Below are 7,710 nucleotides of genomic sequence, written 5' to 3' on the forward strand. Positions count from 1 at the left end.
TCAGAGGGTAGCCGCCCGCGCTCCCGTGGTGCGGTGTGTGGTCGCGTGGCCGGCCTCTAGCCTGACCACGCGATCGGCGGTGGCGACGAACGCCTCGTCGTGCGAGGCGCACCCGACGGCGACGCCCCGGCCGGCCTGTTCGGCCAGCAGCTCGTGGATGTGCTGCCGACTGGCAGAATCCAGCCCGGCGTCGGGCTCGTCCATCAGCACGATGTCGGCGCGGCTCGCGAGCGCCTGGGCGAGCAGCGCGCGCTGTCGTTGGCCTCCGGAGAGCTCCGTCAGGGGGCGGGACTCGAGACCGTCCAGGCCGACCGTCTCGATCATCTCGGCCACGACGCCGCGGGCCTCCCGCCTGCTGATCCGTCGCCCCCACGTCCCCATGGAGACGGTGTCGCGGACCGTGAGGGGAAGGGTCTCCGGCGCGGCGGGACGCTGGACCACGAGCGAGACCGAACCGAGTCGACGCACCTCTCCCCTGAGGGGCGACCGGACGCCGGCGAGCAGCTCCACGAGCGTGGACTTGCCCGAACCGTTGGGCCCGGCGAAGGCGGTGACGGTCCCGTACGTCAGCTCCACGGAGACGTCGTGGAGAACCTCTCGACCGGCGTAGCCGTAACACAGACCGTGGGCGCTGATGGCCGGACCTGGTGGGGGCATGGATCGCATCTCCTTGTTGATAATGAATGTCGTTATGGATACTGTACGTCCTCGTGTCCCTGATCCTCGATCCGTTCAGCACCGCGTTCGTCGCGCGTGCCCTGGTGGGCGGTGTCCTGGTGGCGGTGATCTGCGGAGTGGTCGGCACCTGGGTCGTCATTCGGGGCATGGCGTTCTTCGGCGAGGCGATCGGGCACGGGATGCTCCCGGGAGTCGCACTGGCCACCGTTCTCGGCTTTCCGGCGTTGGTGGGCGGGGCGGTCAGCGCGGTGGCGATGAGCGCGGCGATCGGGGCGCTGCAGAAGCGCGGCAAGCTCTCGTACGACACCACGATCGGGCTGCTGTTCGTCACGATGCTCTCGGTCGGGGTGATCATCGTGTCCCACTCCGGGAGCTTCGCCACGGACGCCACGGCCATCCTCTTCGGTGACATCCTGGCCATTCGCGGCCCCGAACTCGTCACCCTCACCGCAGCGCTGGCGGTCACCCTGGCCGTGGCCGCCCACTTCCACCGGGCCTTCGTCGCTGCGGCCTTCGATCCCCGCGTCGCCCAGACCCTGGGGCTGCGGCCGAGGGGCGCACAGGTGGCGCTCGTCGGACTCGTGACCCTCGCGGTGGTCGCCTCCTACCAGGCCGTCGGGACCCTGCTGGTGGTGGCGCTGCTTCTCGCCCCCGTGGTCGCCGCGAACCGATGGACCAGGCGCATCCCGTCGACCATGGCGCTCGCCGCGGTCTTCGGCAGCGCCGCGGTGGTGATCGGTCTGCTCGCCTCATGGCACGCCGGGACAGCCGCCGGCTCCTCCATCGCGTTCTCCGCGATCGCCCTGGCCGGGATCTCGGCGTCGGTGCACGCGGCCCGCCAGACGCTTCGGGCCGCCCGGCTCTCGCGCCACGGTTTACTGGTCAACCCCGTCACCCCGACCCCAGCGGAAGAGCCCGCACGGTGAGAAACCCCTCGAGAAAGCAGAGCATGCGCACCCTCAGATCGATCGCCCCCCTCGGCGTCGTCGTCGCCCTGATCCTCACCGGATGCGCGGGTGGTACGGACGACCCGGACGCCGCCACGGCCGGGAACGGCACGACTGCGGAGGAGTCCTCGCGGCAGGAGACCGGCAGCGGGCACGGTGAGATGGAGGGGGCCGAGGAGGTGGCCGAACCGCAGCTACACCTGGTGAGCATCGACCGCACCGGTGCTGTCGGGATGCTCAACCTGCTGGATGGGACCACGACCGAACCGGGCAGCATCGACCCGCCGACGACGGTCACCTCGGACGGTCGCTACCTGTTCGCGGACACCGACGCCGGCGTGGAGATCGTCGACAGTGGCGTGTGGACGTGGGACCACGTGGACCACTTCCACTACTACCGGACCTCACCGAGCGTGCTGGGGACCGTGGCCGGCGAGGGACCGGCGGTCGTGACGACCTCGGGCAACGCGACCACCGGCGGCACCGGGGTGTTCTTCCCCGAATCGGGCGACGCGGTGCTGCTCAGCAACGAGGCCCTGTCCGAGGGCCGGATCGAGGAGGTCTTCCGCCTGGAGTCCGAGCCGCACGAGGGTCTGACCGCTCCCCTCGGCAGTGGCGCGCTCGTCACCACCGTTGATGCCTCGGGGACAGCCTCCGGGGTCGAGTTCCACGGAGCCGATGGCACGCCGGAGGAGGGTGCGTCGGCGCCCTGCGCGGATGCACGGGGCGCTGTGACCACGCGTATCGGTGTGGTCGTGGGATGTGCGGACGGGGCCCTGCTGGCCACCTACGAGGAGGGAGAACCGCGATTCGAGCACATCGCCTCCCCCGACGGAACCCAGGCGCCGCGCGCGACCGACTTCCGGGGCCGCAAGGGCCGGCCGGCCGTGGCCGCGCTCGCCGGGGACCAGGGATTCTGGCTGCTCGACACCCGGGCGCGCGAGTGGCGGTTCGTGCCGACAGAGGCGCCCTTGCTGCAGGTCTCCACCGCGAGCGACGACGACTCCCACGTGGTGGCGGTGGACCGGCAGGGCCGGATCCGCGTCTTCGACGGCGAGGCCGGCACCGAGATCGCTTCCACCGATCCACTGCTGGCCGAGGCGGTCGCGACCCCGGAGACCACCGCCGGGATCGAGCTCACGGTCGACCGGGAGCGGGCGTATGTCAACGACCCCGTCGCGGGGGTCGTCCACGAGATCGACTACCGCGGGGACGCGCGGGTCGCCCGGAGCCTGGATACCCCCACCACGCCTGATTTCGTTGCGGAGACCGGGCGATGAGGCGGCGTTCGGTGCTGTCGGCCGTGCTCGTCACGGCCGGGCTGGCCTTGTCCGGATGCGCGATCGTGGACGGGGCCACGAACGACCATCCGACGATCGTCGTGACGACCAACATCCTCGGCGACGTGGTGGAGAACGTGGTGGGCCAGGCGGCCGACGTCACAACGCTGATGAAGCGCAACGCCGACCCGCACTCGTTCGAGATCTCCGCCCAGGAGGCGAGCCTGATGGATCGCGCCGACCTGGTGGTGTCCAACGGGTTGGGGCTCGAGGAGGGGCTCCAGCAACACCTCGACCGGGTGGCGGACACCGGCGTGCCGATGCTCGTCGCCGGAGAGCAGATCGAGGTCATCGACTATTCGGAAGAAGATGCCGGCGGCACCGCGGACCCGCACTTCTGGACCGATCCGGCCCGCATGGTCGACGTGGTCGACGCGCTCGAGACCGAGTTGCTGGAGGTCGACGGTATCGACCGGGACGCCGTCGAGGCGGGGGCCGATCGGTACCGGGAACAGCTCGACGAGCTCGACGACGAGATGACCGCCGCGTTCGCCACCATCCCCGCCGACAGGCGAGCCCTCGTGACCAACCACCACGTCTTCGGCTACCTGGCCGAGCGTTTCGACTTCCGCGTCCTCGGCGCGGCCATCCCCGGCGGGACCACCCTCGCCTCCCCCAGCGCCTCCGACCTCGACGGGCTCGCCTCGGCGATCACCGAGGCCGGCGTCCCCGCGATCTTCGCCGAGTCCTCCCAGCCGGACCGGCTGGTGCAGGTGCTCGCGAGCGAGGCCGGTATCGACACCCGGGTGATCGAGTTGTTCACCGAGTCGCTCACCGAACCGGGACAGGGCGCCCCCAGCTACCTGGAGATGATGCGCGCGAACACCGAGCGCATCGTCGACGGGCTCTCCACCTGACCACCTAGGGAAGAAGGACGATTGATGAGAACACGACACACCCGCGGGGCCGGAGCGGTCGCGATGTTCGCGATCGCCGCGCTGCTCGCCACCGCATGCGGCAACGGCGGCGGCGACACCGACGACGCCGAGGCACAGAACACCGCCACCACCACCTCGGCGGCCTCGGAGGCGGGCTCCTCGGAGAACCGCCTGGCCGTGGCGTACGAGAACGGCATCGCCGTCCTCGACGGCGAGACCCTGGAGGTCATCGAGGAGTTCGAGACCGAGGAGTTCACCCGCCTCAACGCGTTCGGCGACGGTCAGACCGTGCTGGTGACCACCTCCGACGGGTTCCAGGTGCTCGACACCTCGGTGCCCGAGCTCACCGACCTGGTGATCGAGGCCGAGACCCCGGCGCACGTCGTCCGCCACGCGGGCAAGACCGTGCTGTACGACGACGGGACCAGCGACACCTTCATCTTCGACACCGCGGCACTCGCCGACTCGGGCGGCGAGCTCCCCGAGTTCGAGACCATCCCCGGCGACCAGGCCCACCATGGCGTCTCGATCGTGCTGACCGACGGCACCTTCCTCACCACCATCGGTGACGACGAGGGCCGCACGGGTGCGCGGGCCGTCGACGCCGACGGCGAGGAGATCGCCCGCAACGAGGAGTGCCCCGCGATTCACGGCGAGGGTACCGCCGCCGACGAGACGGTGATCTTCGGCTGCGAGGACGGCGCGCTGATCTACCAGGACGGCGAGTTCGAGAAGCTTGCCGCCGCCGATGAGTACGGCCGCATGGGCAACGCCTACGTCTCCGAGGACAGCCCCCTCGTCGTCGGCGACTACAAGGACGACCCGGACGCCGAGGGCGTCCTACTCACCAAGATCGCACTGATCGACACCGACGCCCGCACCCACGAGGTCGTGGACCTGCCGGAGGGAGTCGGGTACACCTGGCGCGGCGTCGTGCGGGGGCCGAACGACATGGCATACCTGCTCGGCACCGACGGTTCGATCCACGTCGTGGATCCGGCCACCGGTGAGATCTCGGAGAACTATGAGGTGATCGGCTCCTGGGAAGGCCCGGCGGAGTGGCAGGACCCGCACCCGGGGCTCGTCATCCTGGGGGACATCGCCTACGTGAGCGAACCCGCGAAGAACGCCGTGCATGCCGTCGACCTCACCACCGGTGAGATCGTGGCGACCGGTGAGCTCCCCGCCGCGCCCAACGAGATGGCGGTTGCGCTGGGCTAGACCTGGCATCAACGGCCGACGCCGATCATCGCTGTGGATGGCGATGATCGGCGTCGGTGTTTGTTCAGGGGGTGGCGGTTGGTGGTGGGTGCGTAGCGGCGGTGCCAGTGAGTACACCCGTGCGGGACGGTCGAGCATCCCTCATCCGCGCTGTGTCGCAGGGTGGGTTTTGCTACTTTTGAGACGTCGTCCCGTCGGGTCTAAGGTGTATTGATACACCGACCGGGCGAAAGGGTCTTCGGATGGCTGAGCGGATCGGGACGTTGCGGGGTGGCTCGGGTGGCGGTGGCGAGGAGGTGCTCATCGTCAGCCGCGGGGAAGTGCGGACTCGGTTCCGACGCCGGGATGAGTTGGGCTGGAGTCTCCGGGTCGAGTCGACGGATTCGGAAAACATCGTCGAGGGGAAGACAACGCGGGATCCGAAGCCGGTTCGCCGGGCCTCGCGTCCGCGTGGGCAGCGGGTGGCGTATGTGCGGGTGTCGGCCGCGGATCAGAACGAGGCGCGTCAGCTCGAGGCGGTGGGGGAGTGCGACCGGGTCTATGTCGAGAAGCAGTCGGCACGCTCTCGTGCTGATCGCGAGAAGCTTGCCGAGTGCATCGGGTATCTGCGGGATGGTGACGAGTTGGTTGTCGCATCGATGGATCGCCTCGCTCGTACCCTGGTCGATCTCAAGCAGATCGTTGGCGAGATTACTGCCAAGGGCGCGAGTGTGGAGTTCGTCCACGAGCGGGCCACCTACGCCGCTGGCGCTCAGGATCCACGAGCCGACCTCATGCTCTCGTTGCTCGGGGCTTTCGCTGAGTTCGAGCGGGCCATTATCCGTGAACGCCAAGCTGAGGGCATTGCCATCGCAAAGGCGAAGGGCAAGTACAAGGGACGCAGGCGCGTCCTGACCGCCGAGCAGATCGACAAGGCCCGCGCCCGCATCGAGGCAGGGGAGGGGCCGTCGGCGATCGCCCGCGATCTCGGAGTCGGACGCTCCACGCTGTACCGGGCGCTCCAGCATCAACTGACACCCACGTCGAGCTAGGTGGTCCATCCCCCTTCCTGCATCGTCCCCCCTCCGCGCGGATGGGTCACTGTGGTACGGTGCGTATAACAGTCAAACAGTCGGTTTGACGGTGATTTGAGGAGGGTGTTGTGGCGACGATCGCGTTCCGTGTGGACGATGCCATGCGCTCCGAGCTGGAGGAGCTTGCGCAGAGTCGGGGCGTGAGCCTGTCCGACCTGGTGCGATCCACTTTGGAAGGGCTGATCCTTCGAGACGATCCCCGGGGGCGGTGGACAGAGACTGCGCCGCGCACCCTGACCACCTACGAACGGCAGATGCTCGCCATGCAGCACCGCATCCTCGCCCACGTCATGCCGCCCAACCATGAAGACGCCCCCAGTGAGAATTGTGCGGAGGTGGAGGGGGACCCCGACTGTCAGCGCCAACGCGCCCAGATACTGGAAGGCGGGTACGTCACCGAATACAGCGATGTGTTCATCAGTACCCACCCCGAACTGACAGCCGACGAGTGCACCTTCGTGATGGACCTACTCGACATGTTTCGCACCATCACCGTCAGCATCCAGCGACTTCGGGGCGCCGGTCAGAGCATCGATGACGAAACGGAACGGTTGCTGCAGTTTGATGGCTTTGATTACCAGGTCAAGGCCGAAACGCGACTCCTTGACTACGTCCGGCATCTCGTCAGCGAGACCCGCTGGTCCGAAGTGCTCCCCGTGCTAGGCCCTGATCACGACGGCGGCAACTCCCACGGTCCGAGGTTGGACCTCTACCAGCGGATCCTTGGCGAGTACCAGCTCATCCGCCACGAGCAGAAGCCCCGTATCGAACTATCTGACTACCTACTCACAGCTAACCAGCTGCACCGTCTGGTTGAAGCGGCAACCCACCCCTCGCGCAGGCTCGACCATCAGTCGGGTGGCACGGCGGGATCGCCTTCACCGGTCGAAGGCTGACAGAGCATGGACCCGCGCAACAGAGTGGATCTCGACCGACTAACAGCCCGCTATCGAAGCCTGCCCAGTGGAGAGCAGGTGGCGTTCGTAGACGAGGCGTATCGACTTCCCAACGATTGTCGCGCAGGTGAGAAGCCCTTCTACGCCCTGGCCGCGGTGCTACTGACGATCGACGACCACCCAAATGTTCGCGCGGACCTGCGCCGCATCGTCGGCGGCAATTGGTGGCATACCGTCGACGCACAGCAGACCAAAGATGAACTCCCGAAAATCGAAGCGCTGACGGACTATCTCGCCGACTATCGCGACCCCTGCGTACTGGCCGTTTGCCACACCCCGGGTCCGGATGACCAAGCCATCGGTATGCGCGCGGTGAGTCTGTCCGCGCTACTCGCCGCACTCGGATCCCAGGCTGCAGGCCTAGGTGCCGGCGAGGGCCACCAACGCGTCGTCCCCGCGCAGGCCAAAATGATCGTGCTAGAGCGACAGCACAGACATCAGGACACCGACCGTGACCTACACACCATCAAGCAGGCACGACAGAGCGGCCTGATCGGCAGACACTTCCCGGTGATGCACGTATCCCCATCGATTGAGAACCTGCTCTGGCTACCCGATCTGGTCAGTCACACTTATCGTCGGTACATCACCCACGACGAAGACCTCGTCACTCGCCT

8 protein-coding genes are annotated in these 7,710 nt (G+C 67.9%); 7 read left to right on the forward strand and 1 reads right to left on the reverse strand.

From position 1 onward, the window contains the following. Positions 1–657: a zinc ABC transporter ATP-binding protein AztA gene (gene aztA, locus ABIE38_RS17855; RefSeq protein WP_354058584.1), complete on the reverse strand. Its 657-nt coding sequence runs from the start codon at positions 655–657 to the stop codon at positions 1–3. A 26-nt stretch (positions 658–683) separates the two neighbouring features. On the opposite strand from aztA, the gene aztB reads away from it, so the two are divergent. The 7 genes from aztB to ABIE38_RS17890 all read left to right on the forward strand — a co-directional run. Beyond that, a complete protein-coding gene (aztB, locus tag ABIE38_RS17860; protein ID WP_354058586.1) occupies positions 684–1,604 on the forward strand; it encodes a zinc ABC transporter permease AztB in 921 nt (306 codons plus the stop codon). A 23-nt stretch (positions 1,605–1,627) separates the two neighbouring features. Continuing rightward, on the forward strand, positions 1,628–2,905 hold the full coding sequence (locus ABIE38_RS17865; RefSeq protein WP_354058588.1) for an ABC transporter: 1,278 nt from the start codon (positions 1,628–1,630) through the stop codon (positions 2,903–2,905). Further along, on the forward strand, positions 2,902–3,822 hold the full coding sequence (aztC, locus tag ABIE38_RS17870; protein ID WP_354058590.1) for a zinc ABC transporter substrate-binding protein AztC: 921 nt from the start codon (positions 2,902–2,904) through the stop codon (positions 3,820–3,822). The genes ABIE38_RS17865 and aztC overlap by 4 nt, the downstream gene beginning before the upstream one ends. A 24-nt stretch (positions 3,823–3,846) precedes the next feature. After that, complete coding sequence (gene aztD / locus ABIE38_RS17875) at positions 3,847–5,064, forward strand: zinc metallochaperone AztD (protein WP_354058592.1); 1,218 nt, start codon at positions 3,847–3,849, stop codon at positions 5,062–5,064. Positions 5,065–5,306: 242 nt separating this feature from the next. Then, complete coding sequence (locus tag ABIE38_RS17880; protein WP_354058594.1) at positions 5,307–6,095, forward strand: recombinase family protein; 789 nt, start codon at positions 5,307–5,309, stop codon at positions 6,093–6,095. Positions 6,096–6,205: 110 nt separating this feature from the next. Beyond that, positions 6,206–7,033 carry a YfbU family protein gene (locus tag ABIE38_RS17885; RefSeq protein WP_354058596.1) on the forward strand — a complete coding sequence of 276 codons (828 nt, stop codon included), beginning with the start codon at positions 6,206–6,208 and terminating at the stop codon, positions 7,031–7,033. A gap of 6 nt (positions 7,034–7,039) precedes the next feature. After that, the coding region (locus tag ABIE38_RS17890) for a hypothetical protein (protein WP_354058598.1) at positions 7,040–7,710 on the forward strand (671 nt) is incomplete at its 3' end.

The organism is Dietzia sp. 2505 (assembly GCF_040546785.1).
GTDB lineage: Bacteria > Actinomycetota > Actinomycetes > Mycobacteriales > Mycobacteriaceae > Dietzia.

Bases quoted from the DNA above. Each gene is read 5' to 3' on its own strand.
- aztA (WP_354058584.1), bottom strand. From the start codon at position 657: ATGCCCCCACCAGGTCCGGCCATCAGCGCCCACGGTCTGTGTTACGGC.
- aztB (WP_354058586.1), top strand. From the start codon at position 684: ATGTCGTTATGGATACTGTACGTCCTCGTGTCCCTGATCCTCGATCCG.
- ABIE38_RS17865 (WP_354058588.1), top strand. From the start codon at position 1,628: ATGCGCACCCTCAGATCGATCGCCCCCCTCGGCGTCGTCGTCGCCCTG.
- aztC (WP_354058590.1), top strand. From the start codon at position 2,902: ATGAGGCGGCGTTCGGTGCTGTCGGCCGTGCTCGTCACGGCCGGGCTG.
- aztD (WP_354058592.1), top strand. From the start codon at position 3,847: ATGAGAACACGACACACCCGCGGGGCCGGAGCGGTCGCGATGTTCGCG.
- ABIE38_RS17880 (WP_354058594.1), top strand. From the start codon at position 5,307: ATGGCTGAGCGGATCGGGACGTTGCGGGGTGGCTCGGGTGGCGGTGGC.